The sequence below is a fragment of the Teichococcus wenyumeiae genome (genome assembly GCF_003696345.1).
Taxonomy (GTDB): Bacteria; Pseudomonadota; Alphaproteobacteria; order Acetobacterales; family Acetobacteraceae; genus Pseudoroseomonas; species Pseudoroseomonas wenyumeiae.
In genome coordinates, this window is sequence record NZ_RFLX01000001.1 from 538,971 (window position 1) to 557,757 (window position 18,787).

At 69.9% G+C, this 18,787-nt stretch carries 16 protein-coding genes and 1 tRNA gene; 9 read left to right on the forward strand and 8 right to left on the reverse strand.

Translation table 11 applies throughout. The features are described 5' to 3' along the window. Positions 1-23 precede the first annotated feature (23 nt). The 3 genes from EBE87_RS02460 to EBE87_RS02470 form a co-directional block, all read right to left on the reverse strand. A complete protein-coding gene (locus tag EBE87_RS02460; protein WP_147426052.1) occupies positions 24-1,598 on the reverse strand; it encodes a PPC domain-containing protein in 1,575 nt (524 codons plus the stop codon). Between the two features lie 62 nt (positions 1,599-1,660). Then, on the reverse strand, positions 1,661-2,725 hold the full coding sequence (locus EBE87_RS02465) for an Ldh family oxidoreductase (protein WP_120638313.1): 1,065 nt from the start codon (positions 2,723-2,725) through the stop codon (positions 1,661-1,663). Further along, positions 2,722-3,693, reverse strand: a complete 972-nt coding sequence (locus EBE87_RS02470) for a Bug family tripartite tricarboxylate transporter substrate binding protein (RefSeq protein WP_120638312.1) — start codon at positions 3,691-3,693, stop codon at positions 2,722-2,724. The genes EBE87_RS02465 and EBE87_RS02470 overlap by 4 nt, the downstream gene beginning before the upstream one ends. A 116-nt stretch (positions 3,694-3,809) precedes the next feature. Here EBE87_RS02470 and EBE87_RS02475 point away from each other — a divergent pair, with 116 nt between their 5' ends. The 4 genes from EBE87_RS02475 to EBE87_RS02490 all read left to right on the forward strand — a co-directional run bounded on the left by EBE87_RS02475 (position 3,810) and on the right by EBE87_RS02490 (position 7,812). After that, positions 3,810-4,742 carry a LysR substrate-binding domain-containing protein gene (locus EBE87_RS02475; protein WP_120638311.1) on the forward strand — a complete coding sequence of 311 codons (933 nt, stop codon included), beginning with the start codon at positions 3,810-3,812 and terminating at the stop codon, positions 4,740-4,742. A 216-nt stretch (positions 4,743-4,958) separates the two neighbouring features. After that, on the forward strand, positions 4,959-5,936 hold the full coding sequence (locus EBE87_RS02480) for a CobW family GTP-binding protein (protein WP_120638310.1): 978 nt from the start codon (positions 4,959-4,961) through the stop codon (positions 5,934-5,936). Next, on the forward strand, positions 5,933-6,973 hold the full coding sequence (locus EBE87_RS02485; protein WP_120638309.1) for a WD40 repeat domain-containing protein: 1,041 nt from the start codon (positions 5,933-5,935) through the stop codon (positions 6,971-6,973). The genes EBE87_RS02480 and EBE87_RS02485 overlap by 4 nt, the downstream gene beginning before the upstream one ends. 8 nt (positions 6,974-6,981) lie before the next feature. Beyond that, a complete protein-coding gene (locus EBE87_RS02490; RefSeq protein WP_120638308.1) occupies positions 6,982-7,812 on the forward strand; it encodes an aldo/keto reductase in 831 nt (276 codons plus the stop codon). A 271-nt stretch (positions 7,813-8,083) separates the two neighbouring features. On the opposite strand, the gene EBE87_RS02495 is transcribed toward EBE87_RS02490, so the two are convergent. Beyond that, the gene (locus EBE87_RS02495; protein WP_120638307.1) at positions 8,084-9,859 is read right to left on the reverse strand and encodes an adenine deaminase; all 1,776 of its coding nucleotides are present in this window, start codon (positions 9,857-9,859) and stop codon (positions 8,084-8,086) included. Positions 9,860-9,926: 67 nt separating this feature from the next. Then, positions 9,927-10,002 (reverse strand) — tRNA-Ala (locus tag EBE87_RS02500). 185 nt (positions 10,003-10,187) lie between these two features. On the opposite strand from EBE87_RS02500, the gene EBE87_RS02505 reads away from it, so the two are divergent. The 5 genes from EBE87_RS02505 to EBE87_RS02525 all read left to right on the forward strand — a co-directional run bounded on the left by EBE87_RS02505 (position 10,188) and on the right by EBE87_RS02525 (position 16,631). After that, a complete protein-coding gene (locus EBE87_RS02505; protein ID WP_120638306.1) occupies positions 10,188-10,949 on the forward strand; it encodes a CoA transferase subunit A in 762 nt (253 codons plus the stop codon). A gap of 14 nt (positions 10,950-10,963) precedes the next feature. Beyond that, positions 10,964-11,614 carry a CoA transferase subunit B gene (locus EBE87_RS02510; protein WP_120638305.1) on the forward strand — a complete coding sequence of 217 codons (651 nt, stop codon included), beginning with the start codon at positions 10,964-10,966 and terminating at the stop codon, positions 11,612-11,614. Between the two features lie 637 nt (positions 11,615-12,251). Continuing rightward, positions 12,252-14,459, forward strand: a complete 2,208-nt coding sequence (gene pnp / locus EBE87_RS02515; protein ID WP_120638304.1) for a polyribonucleotide nucleotidyltransferase — start codon at positions 12,252-12,254, stop codon at positions 14,457-14,459. A 228-nt stretch (positions 14,460-14,687) separates the two neighbouring features. Next, entirely contained in the window at positions 14,688-16,088 is a 1,401-nt protein-coding gene (locus EBE87_RS02520; protein ID WP_120638303.1) for an NAD(P)H-dependent flavin oxidoreductase, read from the forward strand. Positions 16,089-16,181: 93 nt separating this feature from the next. Beyond that, positions 16,182-16,631 (forward strand): DoxX family protein, encoded by a 450-nt coding sequence (locus tag EBE87_RS02525; protein ID WP_120638302.1) that lies wholly within the window; start codon positions 16,182-16,184, stop codon positions 16,629-16,631. A 19-nt stretch (positions 16,632-16,650) separates the two neighbouring features. Here EBE87_RS02525 and EBE87_RS02530 read toward each other — a convergent pair whose 3' ends face one another. The 3 genes from EBE87_RS02530 to EBE87_RS02540 are packed head-to-tail and all read right to left on the reverse strand — an operon-like array spanning position 16,651 to position 18,778. Further along, on the reverse strand, positions 16,651-17,763 hold the full coding sequence (locus EBE87_RS02530; protein ID WP_120638301.1) for a c-type cytochrome: 1,113 nt from the start codon (positions 17,761-17,763) through the stop codon (positions 16,651-16,653). Further along, positions 17,757-18,371, reverse strand: coding sequence for a cytochrome c oxidase assembly protein (locus tag EBE87_RS02535; protein WP_120638300.1), 615 nt, complete (start codon positions 18,369-18,371; stop codon positions 17,757-17,759). Before EBE87_RS02535 ends, EBE87_RS02530 begins: the two co-directional genes overlap by 7 nt. Next, on the reverse strand, positions 18,371-18,778 hold the full coding sequence (locus EBE87_RS02540) for a hypothetical protein (protein WP_120638299.1): 408 nt from the start codon (positions 18,776-18,778) through the stop codon (positions 18,371-18,373). The genes EBE87_RS02535 and EBE87_RS02540 overlap by 1 nt, the downstream gene beginning before the upstream one ends. Positions 18,779-18,787: the final 9 nt, after the last annotated feature.

Genomic DNA, 18,787 nt, shown 5'->3' on the forward strand with positions numbered 1-18,787 from the left:
CCCCGGCCCCGCCGCCTGCCTTCTCAGCGCGCGGGGCGGACGATCACCAGCGAGAAAGCCGCCGCCGCGCCCTCATTGCCGGTGGCGCGCAGGAAGGCCGGGCGCGGTTGCGGCCCGGCCAGCAGCCGGGAGGCGAGGCCGCCATCGGCATCGTCGTTCTGCTCCAGCACCTGGCCATCGGCATCCAGCAGCTCCAGCACCGTATCGGCGCCGTCCTGCAGGTCGAAGGTCAGGGCCTGCACGGGGTGGCCATCCTGCGGCAGGCCGAAGACCGCCGCCTGCCCGGCCTCCAGCCGCACCGCCACGGCCTCGCCCGGCAGCAGGGTGGGGCGGCGCGCCGCTTCCTCGATGCTGCCGGCCTGGCTGACCGCCCTGGCGCCGCCGCCGACGGCGCGCAGCACAAGGTCGAACTGGCCCGGGCCGCTGTTCAGCGTGGTGGCGCGCACAAAAGCGGCCGGACCCGATGCCTTGGCGGTGGCGAGGCTGGAGGCGAAGCCGGCGCCGCCGTCGTCATCCTCCGCCACCACGTCCCCGTCCTGGTCCAGCAGCGCCAGCACCGTGTCGGTGCCATTGCTGAGGTTGCGGGTATGGATCATCAGCGACTCGCCGGGCGGCAGGGCGAAGACCGCCTGCTGCCGCCGGCGCAGCGTGATGGGGCGCGTGCTGCCGGCCGCCAGCGGGCCCTGCTGCCGCGCTTCCTCCAGGCTGGTGGGGAAGTCGGGCGGCGGCGGCGGCGGTTCCTGCCGCAGCGCCAGGCTGAAGCTGCCGCTGGTATTGCCCAGGATGGAGACGCGCAGAAAGATCGGGCCCGCCGGCGCCCCGTCCAGCGGCAGGGCCGAGGCATTGCCGCCGGCGCCGTCGTCGTCCTCGTCCAGCTGCGTACCATTGGCATCCAGCAGGGTGAGGGTGGTGTCGGTCTCGCCTTCCAGGTCGAGGGTGCGGGCCACCAGCCCCTCCCGCCCGGCCGGCAGGGCGAAATAGGCGCTCTGGCCGCGGCGCAGCCGCAGGCGCAGCTCCTGCCCGGGCGTCAGCGCCGGCTGGCCCGCCGCCTGAACGAGGCTGACCGGGAAATTGGGGGGCGGGCGGGGCTCGTCGCGTACCAGCACCAGCTCGAAATTGCCGCCCTGGCCATCCAGCGTGCCGGCGCGCAGCAGGGTGGCGCCCAGCTCGGGCCCGGCCTCGATGCTGGAGGCCAGGTTCTCGCTGCCGCCGTCGTCATCCTCGGCCAGGCTGCGGCCCTGGCTGTCCAGCAGCGCGAGCACCGTGTCGGTGTCCCGCCCCAGCGCGCGGGTGGAGACGGTGTAGAAGGGCCCCACCTCCGGCGCGACGCGGAAGAAGGCCGATTGCCGCGAGCGCAGCCGCAGGCAGACCGGCTCGCCCGGGCGCAGCGGCGGCGTGGTGGCGGCATCCTCCGCCCGCAGGGCGACGGTGCCGCTGCGGCAGGCGGCGGTGCTTCCGGCGGGGCGCTGCTTCGGATTGCCCGAGGCGGGAGAGGGGTCGGCCGCCAGCGCGGAGCCGAGCGGCAGCGCCAGGCCGAGCGCCAGCATCATGGCCCAGCGCGACACCTGGCGGTGCTTCATTCCTGTGGTCTGCGCCACGACATTTCCCCTGTTGGACAGGGCGTCAGCTAGACCTTTGTGCATGCGCCGGCAAGCGGACACTAGGCCAGCAACGCTGCATCCACCCCCAGCCGCCCGGCCCAGTCCCGCAGGCCGCGCGCGACCGTGTCGGGAATCTCCAGCCCCTCGCGCTCCGCCTGGGCGATCAGGCGGCTGGCCTGCTCGCCGGGCAGGCGCACCGGGCGGTCCAGGTCGATGGGCGTATTGGCGCGGCAGGCTTCCGCCAGGAAATCCGTCTGCGCCACGAAGGCCTCGCGCCCGGCGAAGGCCTCGGGGTTGATCAGTTGCAGATAGACGCTGGCGCCCCAGCGGCCTGGCGCGTCGCGCCGGCCATGGCCGGCGAGGCCCTGGGTCAGTGCCTCCACCATCAGGGCCAGGCCGAAGCCCTTGTGGCCGGCTTCCTCGCCGCCCAGCAGCATCAGGCTGCCGCCGCCAGAGCCCATGGCATTCGGGTCGCGGGTGGGGCGGCCGGCGGCATCCAGCAGCCAGGGATGCTCGAACTGTTCCCCCGCCGCCGCCTTCTGCCGCGTCATCGACACCGTGGTGATGGAGGCGGAGATATCCACCAGCACCGGCGCCGCGCCGGTGGGGAAGCCCACCGCGAAGGGATTGGGGCTGAACAGCGCCTCCCGCCCGCCGAAAGGCGCCACGATTTTGCTATGCGGGCCGGAGGAAGCCAGCATCACGAACAGCCCCCGGTCCGTCGCCTGCTTCGCCAGGGCGGCGAGGCAGCCGATATGGTGGCTGCGGCGCATCGCCAGCGTGAAGGTGCCGTGTTCCCGCAGCCGCCCGAAGCCCAGCGCCATGGCCTGTTCCACCAGCCAGAGACCGGGGCGGTAGCCGCCGTCCCAGACCACGGTGGAACCGGTGTCGCGCAGCACCTCGGGCTGGCCGGTGGTGGCCATGCCGCCCTTGGCGACTTCCTCCAGGTAGTTGCCGCATTGCGCCAAGCCATGGGTGCGGCGGCCCATCATGTCCGTCAGCACCAGGATGCGGCCGATGCTTTCGGCCTTCTCCCGCTCCATGCCGGCGGCCTCGAACAGGGCCGCCGCGAAGGCAGAGAGCGCGGCGGGGGTGCGGCGCAGGGCCGTCAGCGCCGTGTTCATTCGGGCTTGATGTTGTGCTTGCGGACCACCTCGCCGAATTCCGTGGCGCTGCTGGCCAGCCAGGCGCGGAAGGCCTCCGGCCCTTCCGTGCGCGGCTCGCCGCCCAGCTCGGCCAGCTTGGCCGCGATGGTGGGCTGCGCCACCGCCTCGCGCAGCGCCACTTCCAGCCGCTGCACCAGCGGGCGCGGGGTATTGCCCTGCACCATCAGCCCCTGCCAGGTGCCGGCATCGGGCATCGGCCAGCCGACCTCGCGGAAGGTGGGCACATCCGGCAGCGCCGCCAGCCGCTTCGGGCCGGAGACGGCGATGCCGCGCATCTGGTTGCTGGTGACATAGCTCTGCGTGGCGGTGGCGCCGTTGATGATCATGTCGGCCTCGCCCGAGGCCACCGCCAGCAACGCTGGCGCGCCGCCGCGATAGGGCACATGCGTGATCTCCCCGCCCAGGGCGGAGCCGACCTCGACCGAGGTCAGGTGCGTCAGGCTGCCGACGCCGGCATTGGCGATGTTGACGCCCTTGGACTTGGCATAGGCCGCCAGTTCCGCCGCGTTCTTGGCCGGCAGGGTATTCCGCGCCGCCGCCAGATAGGGCGCGTAGATGATCATGGAGACCGGCGCGAGGTCCTTCTGCACATCGAAGGGCATGCGCGGAAACAGCGCCGGGTTGATGGCCAGCGTCGAGACATCCATCAGCAGCAGCGTGTGCCCGTCCGGCGCGGACTTGGCCACGAAGTCGGCGCCGATATTGCCGGCGGCGCCGGTGCGGTTCTCCACCACCACCGACTGGCCGATGGCCTTGGTCAGCTCCGGCCCCAGCAGGCGGGCCAGGATGTCGCTGGTGCCGCCCGGCGCGTTCGGCACGATCACGCGCAGCGGGTGGTCGAAGCCCTGCGCCCGCAGCGCGGGCGCGGCCAGCGGCGACAAGGCCGTGGCGGCAAGCGTGGCACGCAGCAGGCTACGGCGATCCATGGTTCGTTCTCCCGTGCGGGCCCGGCTGTAGCGGGCCTTCTGCTTTCCGCTCTAGGCGGTCGTGCCGATACCGGTCCAAGCTGTTCTCGGCATCGGCCGATACGGAATCTGGATCAATGTTCGCCTTCACCCAGCTTCGCTGCTTCGTGGCCGTGGCGGAGGAACTGCATTTCCATCGCGCCGCCGCCCGGCTGAACATGACCCAGCCGCCGTTGAGCCGGCAGATCCAGTTGCTGGAACACACGCTGGGCGTGGCGCTGCTGCTGCGCGGCAACCGCGCCGTACGGCTGACCCCGGCGGGCGAGGCCTTCCTGCGCGACGCCCGCCGCATGCTGCGGCTGGCCGAGCGCGCCACGCTGCATGCCCGCCGCATCGCCCAGGGGCAGAGCGGGCGGATCACCATCGGCTTCACCGCCGCCTCCGGCTACGGCGTGCTGCCGCGACTGGTGGGGCTGATCCGCGCCGCGCTGCCGGATGTGGAGCTGGACCTGCGCGAGATGGTCTCGCTGGAACAGCTCGAGGCGCTCCAGGCCGGGCGGATCGACCTGGCGCTGCTGCGCCCCATGGCCCGCCGCCCCGGCATCCGCACCGCCCGGCTGCAGCGGGAGCCGCTGCTGCTGGCCCTGCCGCAGAGCCACCCGCTGCTGGCGCAGGAAGGCTGGGGCATCGCCGAACTGGCGGAGGAACCGCTGATCACCTACCCCCCGGCGGAAGGCCGCTACCTGCACGATCTGGTGATGGGCCTGTTCCAGGTCTCCGGCACCGCGCCGGCGCGGGTGCAGTTCATCAGCCAGACGCATTCCATCCTGGCGCTGGTCGGTGCGGGCCTCGGCATCGCCGTGGTGCCCGAAGCCGCCGGGCTGCTGCGGCCGGACGGCGTGCTGCTGCGCCCCCTGCCGGGGCCGGTGGCGCCGGCGGCGGAACTGGTGCTGGCCTGGCGGGAAGACGGGGAAAACCCTGCCGCGCCCGCCGTGCTGGCCATGCTGCGGCGGGAATGGGCGGTGCTGTGCCAGGGGTTGCCGGGGGCGGGGGAAAGGCCGGGGGAATGAATTCCCCCGGGCCCCCTTCTTCTTTCTTCGAGTCTGGGGTGCGGCCGCAGGCCCACCCGTGAACCCGCAGGAAAAAGATGGGGGTACGGGGGAATTCATTCCCCCGGTCTTCTCCGCCGCGGGAATAGCAGACCCGTGCCCCCGTGACCTGCGGGGGGAAGCGTATCATATAACAGCCCGAACAAAGGCCCCACCCTTGGGAGGGAGACTGACCCCATGAGCGATACCGCCGATACCACCGTCCCCGTCACCGTGCTGACCGGCTATCTCGGCGCCGGCAAGACCACGCTGCTGAACCGCATCCTCTCCGAGGAGCACGGCAAGAAATACGCCGTGGTCATCAACGAGTTCGGTGAGCTCGGCGTGGACAACGACCTCGTCATCGATGCCGACGAGGAAGTCTTCGAGATGAACAACGGCTGCATCTGCTGCACCGTGCGCGGCGACCTCGTGCGCATCCTGGGCAACCTGATGAAGCGCCGGCAGAAGTTCGACGGCATCATCGTCGAGACCACCGGCCTGGCGGACCCCGCGCCCGTGGCCCAGACCTTCTACATGGACGAGGACGTCAAGCGCGCCACGCATCTGGACGCCATCGTCACGCTGGTGGACGCCAAGAACCTCGCCGCCCGGCTGGCGGACAGCAAGGAGGCGGCCAGCCAGATCGCCTTCGCCGACATCGTGGTCCTGAACAAGATGGACCTGGTGACGGAGGAGGAGGCCGCCGAGGTCGAGCGCCGCATCCGCGCCATCAACCCCTACGCGGAGATCCGCCGCGCCACCAAGTCAGAGGTGCCGATCGAGGCCGTGATGGGCCGCGAGGCCTTCAAGCTCGACCGCATCCTGGAGCGCGAGCCCGAGTTCCTCTCCGGCGAGGACAACCACTCCCACAACGAGGACATCATGAGTCTGTCCTTCGAGGTGTCGGAGCCGCTGGACGAGAACAAGTTCAACGCCTGGATCGGCGAGCTGCTGCAGAGCAAGGGCCAGGACCTGCTGCGCACCAAGGGCGTGCTGAACTTCAAGGGCCAGGAAGACCGCTTCGCCTTCCAGGCCGTGCACATGATCGCGGATGGGGACTACATCGGCCCCTGGCCGGAAGGGTCTGCGCGCAAGTCCAAGATCGTCTTCATCGGCCGTGACCTGAACCGCCCGCGCCTGCGCCGCGGCTTCGAGAGCTGCGTGGCGGCATGAGCGAGACGGTATCCGACGCCGATTTCCTGCTGACCTCGCGCGGCAAGGGCGACGAGCTCGGCGCCTGGGTGATCGGCGCCGCCTTTTCCCGCGACGGCAAGGCGGCTGCCTTCGCCCTGGGCGACGGCACCATGCGCATCGCCTCCACCACCGACATCACGGGTGAGTGGAACAAGGTCGAGGTGCATGACGGCGCCTGCCTTTCCATGGTGCCCGATGTCGCCAGCGGCTTCCTGTCCGGCGGCGATGACGGGCTGGTGGCCCGCATCGCCAATGACGGCAAGGTGGAGGAATTCGCCAAGCTCGGCACCATGAAGTGGGTGGACAACGTGGCCAGCCACCCGGACGGGCTGCGCGCCGCCTCGGTCGGCAAGGCGGTGCATCTGTTTGGCAAGGACGGCAAGCTGTTCCGCAAGCTGGAACACCCGTCCTCCGTCGGCGGCATCGCCTTCGATGCCAAGGGCAAGCGGGTGGCCGTGGCGCATTACAACGGCGCCAGCCTCTGGTTCGCCAACAGCAAGGACGGCACCGCCAAGGTGCTGCCCTGGAAGGGGAGCCACCAGGGCGTCTGGTTCAGCCCCGACGGCACCCATGTCGTCACCACCATGCAGGAGAATGCCCTGCATGGCTGGCGGCTGTCGGATGCGCAGGACATGCGGATGTCCGGCTATGCCACCAAGATCAAGTCGGTCTCCTTCACCGGCAAGGGGCGCTGGCTGGCGACGGCGGGCGCCGATTGCATCGTGCTCTGGCCCTTCTTCGCCGGCGGGCCGATGGGCAAGCCGCCGGTGGAACTGGCGGGCGGCGACGGCGTGCTCTGCACCCAGGTCGCCTGCCACCCGCAGCATGAGGTGGTGGCCGCCGGCTTCGACGACGGGCTGGTGCTGATGGCCGAGATCGGCTCCGGCAAGGTGGTGCCGGTGGCGGCGCCGGGCCGTGGCGCGATTTCCGCCTTGGCCTGGAACCCGGCAGGGACTCAGATCGCTTTCGGCACCGAGTCCGGATTCGCCGGGCTGGTCGATCTGTCCAAGAGGTAACGCCCCGCATGAGCATCCCCGTCGAGACCACGCCCCGCCTCGCCATCCCGAAGCTCGGCCTGGGCACCTTCAAGCTGACCGGCTCCGAGGGCCAGAAGGCGATCGAGCGCGCCATCGGCCTCGGCTACCGGCACCTGGACACGGCCGCGCGCTACGAGAACGAGGTGGAGGTCGGCGCCGCCATCAAGGCCGGCGGCGTGCCGCGCGGGGATCTCTTCGTCACCAGCAAGGTCTGGTGGGACAACCTGGAGCCGGAGCCGCTGCACCGCTCCCTGGAAGGCTCGCTGAACCGGCTGGGCACGGACTACCTGGACCTCTTCCTGATCCACTGGCCGAAGCCCGCCATGGACCTGGAAGGCGCCGTGAAGGTGCTGAAGGCGGCGCAGTCCAGCGGCCTGATCCGCGCCTGGGGTGTGGCCAACTTCCCCGTGGCGCTGATGCGCAAGCTGGAGGAAATGGGCGAGACCCCGGCGGCGCTGCAGGTGGAATACCACGTGCTGCTGTCCCAGAAGAAGCTGCTGGACTGGTGCCAGCCGCGCCAGATCGTGCTGGAAGCCTATACGCCGCTGGCCAAGGGCTCCCTGCAGGAAGACCCGGTGCTGAAGGGCATCGGCGCCAAGTATGGCGCCACTGCGACCCAGGTGGCCCTGGCCTGGCTGCTGCGGCAGCAGGGCGTGGTGCCCATCCCCAAGGCCAGCCGCCAGCAGACCCAGCAGGAAAACCTGGACGCCGTTCCCCTGGCCGCCAAGCTGACCGCCGAGGACGTGGCGGCTATCGACGCGCTGCCCAAGGACCAGCGCATGGTGAACCCGGACTTCGCGCCGGCCTGGGATCGCTAGGAGCTTCCGGCCGGGGCCAGAAGGGGCGCCGCCCTCTGGACACCCCCGCTGGGGTGACAGTGTCACCCCAGACCCCGCCATGAATAAGCGGTTGGTTCCGCCGAGGGTCTTGGACCCTCGGCGACCATGGGCTCAGCCCTTGTGACTTTCAGAATCCCCGCAGCGCGACGCTGATCTGTGAAGCCCCCTCCAAACTGACGGCTGGGTCCGGGGTGGCACCGTCACCCCGGCGGGCGCGAACGTATACGTTCGCGGGGTCAGCGCCCCAGCCTCAGGCTTCCACCAGCGCCGCAGGGATCAGTTCCCCCGTCGCCCCATCCGCCACACCCAGGTCCGTCACATGCGGCCCGGCGTTGCAGGCCAGCGACGCGCCCACGATCGCCTTGAACACCAGATAAGGCGGCTTCCAGTCCGCGATCCCGTCGGCCGCTGCCTTCAGGGCACGGAAGGCTTCCGCCACTTCTTCTACCGGCGCATCGGAGACGAGGCCGCAGATCGGCAGCGGCAGCAGCGCCGTCACCGCGCCGCCCTGCGCCACCGCCATGCCGCCGCCCGCCGCGATCACCGCATTGGCGGCGGCAGCGAGGTCTTCGGGGCCACGGCCGAAGACGCAGAGGTTATGGGAATCATGCGCCACCGTGGTGGCCAGGGCACCGCGCCAGCGGCTCCAGCCTTGCAGCACGCCGAGCACGGGGGTGGCGGGCGCCAGGCCGTGGCGGTGGATCACGGCCATCAGGATACCGTCCTCCGGCAACTGGGCGATGCCATCCACCACCGCCACCTCGGCCTGGCCCCATTGCGTGAAACGCGGGTTCACGGCGGTGCGCAGGGTGGCGCGGGGGCCGGGGGCGCGGATCAGGAAATCCTCCGCCGCCAGGGGCGCCAGCTTCATGGTGTTGCGCAGCGGGCCGGCGGGGTGCTCGGGCGGCAGGGGCGCGCGCAGGCGCCCGGCCTCGGCCACGTGCTGGCCGGAGGCGAAGACATGCGCAACGCCCAGTGTCTCCAGCCCGTCCAGCAGCATCAGGTCGGCACGGCGGCCGGGGGCGATCAGGCCGAGGTCGGGGCGGTTGATGCGCGTCGCGGCATGCAGCGTGGCGGCGCGCAGGGCCTGCATCGGCGGCATGCCGTAGCGCACCAGCCGGCGCAGCAGGTCGATCATGCCGCCCTTCTCCGCGAGGTCGTCGGGGAAGACATCGTCGGTGCAGAGCACCAGGGTCTGCGGCAGGTGGGGCAGGGTGGCCAGGGCCTTCACCGCATCCGGCAACAGGTAGTCGTGGCTACCGCGCAGCTCCACCGTGAAGCCGGCGCGCAGCTTTTCCAGCAGGTCCTCGGCCGAGACGACCTCGTGGTCGGAGCCGATGCCGGCACTCGCGAAAGCCTGGAGGTCGGGGCCGGTCAGGCTGCGGGCATGGCCGCAGACCAGCTTCTCCGCGTCGAGCCCGGCGCCGACGATGCCTGCCATGCGGGGGCTGCGGTCCAGCACGCCGCGCATGTCCATGACCTCGGCCACGCCCGCGACCTCGGGCCAGGAGAGCATTTCTTCCAGCTTGGCCGGGCCGAAATCGGCGCCGGCACGCTCCAGCCCGGGGGCGGAGGGAACGCAGGAGGGCGCCAGCACCAGGGCGCGCAGCGGCAGGCCGCGCATCGCCTCCACCGCCCAGCGCACGCCGGGGAGGCCGGAAACATTGCCCAGCTCATGCGGGTCCCAGCAGACGGTGGTGGTGCCGGCGGGCACCACGGCCTCGGCATAGCGGCGCGGCGTCACCATCGAGCTTTCGATATGCATATGCGCGTCGATCAGCCCGGGGGCGGCGATCAGCCCGGCGGCATCCAGAACCGAGGCCGCGTCGGCGCGCGTGCCGGGGGCATGGACACTGGCCACCAGCGGCCCGACCAGCCCGATATCGGCGGGGCGCAATTCCCCGGTGGCCATATCGGCCAGGGTGGCGCCGGTGATCAGCACATCGAAGGGCGCCTGGCCCCGGGCGGCGCGCACCGCGCGGTCGCGCAGCGCCCTTTCATGCAGGTCGTGCGGTTCGCGGCTCATGCGGCGGCCTCCGGAGGGCACAAAACAGAACAGGGCGCCCGCTGCCGGGCGCCCTGTTCGGGAAATCTGGTGGAGCCAAGGGGAGTCGAACCCCTGACCTCTTGAATGCCATTCAAGCGCTCTACCAACTGAGCTATGGCCCCGTAGTCTTTGTAGTCGTTCGCCTCTTTCGAAGCGGTGGCGGGGTATAACTTCGCCCCAAGGGCCACGCAAGCCCCCCCGGCAGAAATCTTTCAGCTCTTTTTGACGAGCGCCTCGGCGCCCCTTCCCGGCCCCCGCCACCACCTCTAGCGTGGTGTCCGACCAGGGAGAGAGGGAGCTAACCCCAATGCGGAAAGTCTACCCCGATGCGCGCACGGCACTGGATGGCCTGCTGCGCGACGGCATGCTGATCCATTCCGGCGGCTTCGGTCTCAGCGGCATTCCCGCCGCGCTGATCGAGGCGATCCGGGATTCGGGCGTGAAGGACCTGACCGTGGTCTCCAACAATGCCGGCATTGACGGCGCTGGCCTCGGCCTGCTGCTGGAGACGCGGCAGATCCGCAAGATGATCTCTTCCTACGTGGGTGAGAACGCGACATTCGCGAAGCAGTACCTGGCGGGCGAGCTGGAGATCGAGTTCAACCCGCAGGGCACCCTGGCCGAGCGCATCCGCGCCGGCGGCGCCGGCATCCCCGCCTTCTTCACCAAGACCGGCTACGGCACCGCCGTGGCGGAAGGGAAGGAGACGCGCGAGTTCGACGGCCAGCATTACGTGATGGAGCGCGGCATCATGGCCGACCTCGCCATCATCCATGCCTGGAAGGCCGATACCGAGGGCAACCTCGTCTTCCGCAAGACCGCCCGCAACTTCAACCCGATGATGGCGACGGCCGCCAAGGTGACGGTGGTGCAGGTGGAGGAGCTTGTGGAGCCCGGGCAGATCGACCCCGACCACATCCACACCCCCGGCATCTACGTGAAGCGCATCGTCAAGCTGCCCGCCAACTACGAGAAGCGGATCGAGCAGCGCACCGTGCGCAAGCGGATCACCGACGCCATCCCGCCCAATGCGAATACCTCGGCCGCCGGCGCCGAGAGCGTGGCTTAAGGGGAGACAGAGACATGGCCTGGACCCGCGACGACATGGCCGCCCGCGCCGCGCGCGAGCTGGAGGACGGCTTCTACGTCAACCTCGGCATCGGCATCCCGACCCTGGTGGCCAACCACATCCCGGACGGCATCTCGGTGCAGCTGCAATCCGAGAACGGCATGCTGGGCATGGGCCCCTTCCCCTATGAGGGGGACGAGGACCCGGACCTGATCAATGCCGGCAAGCAGACCGTCACGGCGCTGCCCACCACCTCCTTCTTCGACAGCGCCACCAGCTTCGCCATGATCCGCGGCGGGCATATCGACATCTCGATCCTCGGCGCCCTGCAGGTGGCCCAGAACGGCGACCTCGCCAACTGGATGATCCCGGGCAAGATGGTGAAGGGCATGGGCGGGGCCATGGACCTCGTCGCCGGGGTGAAGAAGGTGGTGGTGCTGATGGAGCACACCGCCGGCGGCAAGCCCAAGCTGCTGAAGCAGTGCACCCTGCCGCTGACCGGCAAGGCCGTGGTGGACATGGTGGTGACGGAACTCGCCGTCTTCGCCATCGACCGCGCCCTGGGGCGGATGACCCTGGTGGAACTGGCGCCGGGCGTCACCGAGGAAGAAGTGCGGCAGAAGACCGAGGCGGATTACGACACCGCGCTGGCCGTGCAGGCCTGAGCAAGGCCAGAGGGCGCCGCCCCCTGACCCCCACTGGGTGGCCGTGTCACCTCAGACCGCGCCATCCGTTTGGAACATCTGACACTGTGGTCGCGCGGGAGGTTATCGACCTCTGGCGGCTGAGGCCTCAGCCTGCGTGGTCGTTTCGATGCTGGCCCGCAGGTGACGGTCGCTGCCTTTGGAATCAAGGGCATTTCATGAAAATGAACAGCGGGGTCGGGGGGGGGACTTCCCACCCCGGCAGGGTGTCCAGAGGGGCCGCTGCCCCCTCTGGCCCAGGCTTCCGCAAGCATTTTGTTTGTATCCCAGCCATCACCGGTCCATAAGGCGCGCAGTCGATCCGCAGATGATGCGGGTGGGCTGGACCCGCGAGCGTGAGCGGGGCCACGGTTGACCAAGCTGTTACGCGACCAACCGGTCGTGGCGGCGTTTCCGGCCACATGGTGCGTTCCGCGGCAGCCCCGCGGCCATCCATGCCGCCCGAGACGCCGGCATCCTCCCGACAACAATTGGGGCGGACCGGACGGCTGGTTTCCGGGGTATCCCGCGTCGCGCGAACAAGAGGGGCCTGCCGGCAATCCGGCGGGCCGAACGGCTGGTGGTGCCGAGCACCGCCGCCGCGACGCAAGGACGTTGCATGTTCGACAATTACTTCCGCAAGGACATTAACTGGGGCGGCAAGACCCTGACGCTGGAGACGGGCAAGATCGCCCGCCAGGCCGATGGTGCCGTGATGGCCCGCCTGGGCGACACCATCGTGCTCTGCACCGTGGTTGGCGCCCGCAGCGTGAAGCCGGGCCAGGACTTCTTCCCGCTGACGGTGAACTACCAGGAAAAGGCCTTCGCGGCCGGCAAGATCCCGGGCGGCTTCTTCAAGCGCGAGGGCCGTCCCTCCGAGGCCGAGACCCTGATCTCCCGCCTGATCGACCGCCCGCTGCGCCCGCTGTTCCCGGAAGGGTTCCGCAACGAGGTGCAGGTCATCGCGACCGTGCTGTCGCATGACATGGAGAACAGCCCGGACATCGTGGCGCTGGTGGGTTGCTCCGCCGCGCTGACGCTGTCGGGCATCCCGTTCTTCGGCCCCGTCGCCGCCGCCCGCGTCGGCTATATCGACGGCCAGTACGTGCTGAACCCGACGCTGGAGCAGATCAAGCAGTCGCAGCTGGACCTGGTGCTCGCCGGCACCGAGGAAGGCGTGCTGATGGTCGAGTCCGAGGCGCATGAGCTCTCGGAAGAGGTCATGCTGGGCGCGGTGACCTTCGGCCATGCCGGCTTCCAGCCGGTGATCCAGGGCATCATCGAGCTGGCCGAGAAGGCCGCGAAGGAGCCCTGGGACCTGCCGGAGGAATCCGCCGAGACGGTCGCGCTGAAGAAGAAGCTGGCCGAACTGGGCAGCGCTTCCATCGCCGAGGCCTACAAGGAGACCCAGAAGCTGGTCCGCCAGGGCAAGGTGGGCGAGGCCAAGAAGGCGATCCTGGCGCAGCTGAGCGAGGACGAGGCCGCCATGGCCAAGGGCCTGCTCAAGGACCTGGAAGCGACGGTGGTGCGCAACGCCATCCTCGACACCGGCATGCGCATCGACGGCCGCGACACCAAGACCGTGCGCCCGATCGTGGCCGAGGTCGGCGTGCTGCCGCGCGCCCATGGTTCCGCGCTGTTCACCCGTGGCGAGACGCAGGCGCTCTGCGTGGCGACCCTCGGTACCGGCCAGGATGAGCAGATCATCGACCAGCTCGCGGGCGAGTACCGCGAGAACTTCATGCTGCACTACAACTTCCCCCCCTACTCGGTGAACGAGACGGGCCGGATGGGCAGCCCGGGCCGCCGCGAGGTTGGCCATGGCAAGCTCGCCTGGCGCGCCATCCGTCCGCTGCTGCCGGAGAAGGCGGCCTTCCCGTACACGATGCGCGTCGTGTCCGAGATCACGGAGAGCAACGGCTCCTCCTCCATGGCCACCGTCTGCGGCACCTCGCTGTCGCTGATGGACGCGGGCGCGCCGCTGAAGCGCCCCTGCGCCGGCATCGCCATGGGCCTGATCAAGGAAGACAAGGGCTTCGCGGTCCTGACCGACATCCTGGGCGACGAGGATCACCTCGGCGACATGGACTTCAAGGTGGCCGGTTCCGAGCAGGGCATCACCGCGCTGCAGATGGACATCAAGATCACGTCCATCACGCCGGAGATCATGAAGATCGCGCTGGAGCAGGCCAAGCAGGGCCGTCTCCACATCCTGGGCGAGATGGCCAAGGGCCTGTCCGGCGCGCGCAGCGACGTGGCCGGCAATGCGCCGAAGATCACCGTGATCAACGTCCCCAAGGACAAGATCCGCGAAGTGATCGGCACCGGTGGCAAGGTGATCCGCGACATCGTCGAGACCACCGGCACCAAGATCGACATCGAGGATGACGGCACGATCAAGATCGCGGCCACCTCCCCGGAGGCCACCCAGGCCGCCATCGACCGCATCCGCGGCATCGTGGCCGAGCCCGAGATCGGCCAGATCTACACCGGCACCGTGGTGAAGACCGCCGATTTCGGCGCCTTCGTGAACTTCCTCGGCGCCAAGGACGGCCTGGTCCATATCTCCGAACTGGCGAATGAGCGGGTCAACAAGACCGGCGACATCGTCAATGTCGGTGACAAGGTGAAGGTGAAGGTCCTCGGCTTCGACGACCGCGGCAAGGTCAAGCTGTCCATGCGCGTGGTGGACCAGGCCAGCGGCGCCGATATCTCCGAGCAGGTCGGCGCCCGCCGCCCGCGTGAGGAAGGCGAGAATGGCGGCGACCGTGGCGAGCCGCGCGGCGAGCGCCGCGAGCGCCGTGAGCGCCGCCCGCACCGCGACTGAGGCTTGGCCGGCAGGGGCGGCGGTCAGCCGCCCCCAAGCTCAAGCATGACTGGCGGCGGGGTGGCGACGCCCCGCCGTTTCGCGTGATGGGCCCTGAAAACCGTTGAAACATATGCGGCGCCGGGCCAAATGGCGGGCTTCATGCAAGGTGTCCGTGCCTTCGACAGGCAGGGCCCATGCATGGTATGAAATATCAATGTTTTTTAACCACAGGAACGGCGAACGGCTTTGAAAGCGATCAACGCGATCCGGATGGGTGGGGTGGATGTGCTGCCGCTGGTGGAAGGCGGCAAGGGCGTGGCCGTCTCAACTGGAGCCTCCTGTGGCGAATGGGCGGGCGCCGGCGGCGTCGGCACCTTCTCCGGCGTCAATGCCGACAGCTACGATGCCGAAGGCAATGTCATCCGCCAGGTCTACAGCGGCCGTACCCGCGTGGCGCGGCATGAGGAGCTGGTGGCCTACGGCATCTCCGGCGGCATCACCCAGGCGCGCGAGGCCTATGAGCGGGCCAATGGCCAGGGCCGCATCCACATGAACGTGTTGTGGGAGATGGGCGGCGCCGAGCGCATCCTGCGTGGCGTGCTGGAAGGGGCCAGGGGCCTCATCAACGGCATCACCTGCGGTGCCGGCATGCCCTACAAGCTCGCGGAGATCTCGCGCGAGTTCAATGTCTTCTATTATCCCATCGTCTCCTCCGGCCGTGCCTTCACGGCGCTGTGGAAGCGTTCCTATTCCAAGGTCTCGGAACTGCTGGGCGGCGTGGTCTACGAGGACCCCTGGCTGGCCGGCGGCCATAACGGCCTGTCCAATTCCGAGGACCCGAACAAGCCCGAGGCGCCCTATGAGCGGGTGCTGAAGCTGCGGCAGCAGATGCGGCAGTTCGGCCTGGGCGACGTGCCGATCATCATGGCCGGCGGCGTCTGGTGGCTGGAGGAATGGGAGGACTGGATCGACAATCCGGAACTCGGCCCCATCGCCTTCCAGTTCGGCACCCGGCCGCTGGTGACGCAGGAAAGCCCGATCGGCGATGCCTGGAAGCAGAAGCTGCTGACCTTGCAGCCCGGCGACGTGCTGCTGCAGCCCTTCTCGCCCACCGGCTTCTATTCCTCGGCCGTGCGCAACGACTTCCTGCGCGACCTGGAGGCCCGCAACGAGCGGCAGGTGGCGATCAGCCCCGAGCCGGTCGGCGAGCACACCGCCGAATACGGCGTGGGCCCGCGCAAGCGCCTGGTCTGGCTGGCGCCGGGCGACCTGGAGCGCGTGCACAACTGGGAAGCCGCCGGCTTCACCGAGGCGCTGCGCACCCCGGACAATACCCTGGTCTTCGTGACGCCCGAGAATGCGCGGGAGATCCTGAAGGACCAGACCGACTGCATGGGCTGCCTGAGCCACTGCCGCTTCTCCAACTGGACGCAGCATGGGCCGGACTACACCAACGGCAAGAAGGCCGACCCGCGCTCCTTCTGCATCCAGAAGACGCTGCAGGACATCGCCCATGGCGGCCCGATCGACCACAACCTGATGTTCGCCGGGCATAACGCCTACCGTTTCGGGCAGGACCCCTTCTACTCGAACGGCTTCATCCCCTCGGTGAAGCAGCTGGTCGAGCGGATCATGACGGGCCGCTAACGAACTTCCGTTTCACGTGGAACCATGAGACAACCGCCCCCGGACCCCGGGGGCGGTTTTTTCATGCCCGGTCGGGGCCGGGGGAAACATCCGATGATCCGTTCGATCCTGAACAACGGGGCGGTGGAAGCCATCGCCCGCATCCTGCTGTGCTTCCCCTTCTGGGGCAGCGGCCTGGCCAAGCTGATCGACTTCCAGGGCGGTGTGGCGGAGATGGCCATGTTCGGCCTCAACCCGCCGGTGCTGTTCAACATCGCCGTCATCATCGTCCAGCTCGGCGGCTCGGCCCTGGTCATCCTGAACCGCTGGACCTGGCTGGGGGCGGGAGCGCTGGGCATCTTCACCGCGCTCACCATCCCGCTGGTGCACCACTTCTGGAGCCTGGAAGGGGAGCGCGGCCTGGTCGCCTTCCACACTGCCACCGAGCATGTCGGCATGATCGGCGCGCTGGTGACGGTGGCCATCCTGGCGGAGCGCAAGCGCCGGGCGCCGCTGGCGCAGCCGGCGGGCGGCAGCGGCACCTCGAGCTGGTCCACCACCTGAAGGCGGCGGGCGCGGCCCCTTACTCGCCGCCGCCCTGCGAGGCGAACCAAGCAGAGACGGCGTGGGCCTGCTCCGGCGTCAGGCGGCTGGCCACGGTCTGCATGATGCGGTGGTAAGGGCCGCCGCCGCGCAGGCCTTCCCGCCACAAGGCCAACTGCCCCTCCAGATAGGGCGCATGCTGTCCATCCAGCCGGGGCCAGGACGGGTTGCGCGCCAGCGCCTCTGCCCCGTGGCAGGAAAGGCAGGCGGGGACCTGGTTCTCCGGCATGCCCTGGCGGGCGATCCGTTCGCCCTCCGCCAGCAGGGCGGGGTCGAAGCTCTGCGGCACCGGCTGGCGCGGCTGGGCGGCATAGTGGGCGGCCAGGGCGCGCAGGGCCTCGTCGCCCGCCCGCGCGGCCGGGGGCTGCATGATGCCGCTGTGGCGGCTGCCATCGGCGAAGGCGCGCAGCGCCTGCAGCAGGTAGGCCTCGTTCTGCCCGGCGATGACGGGGAAGGCGGCGCCGTCGCGCCCCTGGCCGTCGCGGTTGTGGCAGCGGGCGCAATCGGCCAGCACCTCGGCCGGCGGCGTGCCCAGCCCGCCGATGCCGGCACTGGAGCCGGGCGGCTGCCGTGGCGCCTCGGCGCCATAGGCCAGGCGGCGGTATTCCTCCGGCTCCATGTCGCGCAGGGCTTCCAGGAAGGCCACCATGGCCCAGACCTCGTCCCGCCGCTCCGGCACGATCCAGGCGGGCATGCCGGTGTAGCGCACGCCGTGCTGGACGATGCGGAACAGCTCCTTCGGCGTCCAGTCGTCCAGGCTCTCGGAGAAATCCGGCGGGTGGGGCGTGCTGCGCTGGATGATGGGGTTCTGCGGCTCCCCCGGCGCGCCATGGCAGGGGGCGCAGCCGCTGGCATAGTGGCCGGCGCCGCGTGCCTTCAGGGCAATGTCGTCCAGCGGCGGCGGCGCTTCCACCAGCAGGGAATGGGTGCGGACGGAATTGCGCATCACCCCGTGCAGCACCCAGTTGGTGATGGCCCAGTGCCCGCCCGAGGCCGCGATATTGAAGATCCCCGACCAGGCGAAGAGCAGCGCGCCGGCCGCCAGGACCAGCAGGGTCAGGATGGCGCGGCGCCAGGTGATGCGGATCAGCATGCGGCTTGGTCCTCCCGCTCCGGGCCCAGCAGCCGGGCGGCCAGGATCAGCCCGCCGGCCAGATAGGCGGCGCCGCCCACCAGCAGCATCACCACGCCGCCCAGGCTCTGGTCCTCCAGTACCGTCAGGCCCAGGCAGGCCTCGTGGTCGTAGAGCGGGCGGGGGGCCAGGGTCAGCAGCGCGCCCAGCAGCGTCATGTGCATCGAGGTCAGCAGCAGCCCGAGGATGCCGCCGCCGCGCCGCTCCCCCTCGGCGCCGAGGCAGGAAAGCCAGACCAGCAGCCCGCTCAGCAGGAAGGAGCCCTGTTCCAGCACCAGGAAGGGGAAGGCGGCGCGTGCGGCCTCATGCGGCCCCGGCAGGTGCCAGCCCCAGACGGCAAGGAATTCCAGCAGCGAGGCCGCCAGTGGCCCCAGCAGCACCGGGTGGCGCCGCGTCAGGTCCCAGCGCGTGCCGGCGATGCCGATCGCCAGCAGCGGCGCGGCCACGGCCACCACCGCCATGTGCATCACCATGCCGCCGGTGAAGCTCGGCCCCAGCAGCAGCCAGACCGGCCCGCCCCAGGCCAGGGCCAGCACCAGCAGCCCGGCGGGCAGCGCCGTGCCCACCATCAGCGGCAATCCGTGATCAGGAAGGCGGGCAGCGCGATGAAGATGACGCTGGCGAAGCTGAGCCCGGAGAGCAGAAGGGTGGCGAGGCCCAGGAAGTGCTGCCGGTCCTCGGGCGTGGCGGCGTCATGCGGCGGGTCCTCGGTGCCGGCGCCCCAGTGGCGCCAGGCCTGCCAGGCGGAGACCACGATCAGCGCCAGCGCCACCGCCGTGCCGATCGCCACCAGCGGCCGCACCTCGGCCAGCGGCGCGAAGCTGGCGCCGGAGGAAGGCTCGGCCAGGTTGATGCCGCCCTTCTTGGCGCAATGGACGGCGGCGACGAGGTAGCAGAACAGGAAATGCAGCGCCCAGACGGTGGGCGGCATCAGCAGCGTCCAGAGATCGGCCTTGTCGCGGATGCGGATGACCATGGCGCGCTC